This window comes from Flavobacterium sp., assembly GCF_003525665.1.
In the GTDB taxonomy this organism is placed as follows: Bacteria; Bacteroidota; Bacteroidia; order Flavobacteriales; family Flavobacteriaceae; genus Flavobacterium.
This window is the reverse complement of record NZ_DQDX01000098.1, coordinates 11,846-12,254: the sequence shown is the minus strand read 5'-3', so window position 1 is coordinate 12,254 and position 409 is coordinate 11,846. Positions and strand designations below refer to the sequence as shown.

The 409-nt window shown below is 33.5% G+C and carries 1 protein-coding gene; it reads right to left on the bottom strand.

Annotated features, from left to right (window positions below; translation table 11 throughout):
* On the bottom strand, window positions 1-382 hold a 382-nt coding region (locus DIU01_RS07205), incomplete at its 3' end, for a tetratricopeptide repeat protein (protein ID WP_290832955.1).
* Window positions 383-409 lie beyond the last annotated feature (27 nt).

Genomic DNA, 409 nt, shown 5'->3' with positions numbered 1-409 from the left:
GTTTAGCATCTAATCTTGCAGCCGTTAGAAAAGAAGTCTCTATTTCGTCTATCATTGCAAGCGCTTTGAATTTATTGACTGATTTGGCTTTCATACCCAATGCGCCGCCAAATTTGTAGAAATAATTAGCTGTCTTAGGAAATTGTAATTTTAATACTTTGTAGTGCTTTATAGCTTCGTCCCATTTCTTTTGATGACCAGCAATATCGCCAAGATATTCCACCGTTTTATAGCTATTTGGGTTACTTTTCAAATAACTCTCAAAAAGTACTTTAGCCTGATCGAATTTCTCTTGCTTATACAATTTTTCCGCTTTTTCGAAATCGGTTTCTGCCATCATATTGAAGGAAATTAGGAGAATGATAAACGGTATGAATTTCATAATTTAGTTATTGAATCCTCAAAAATA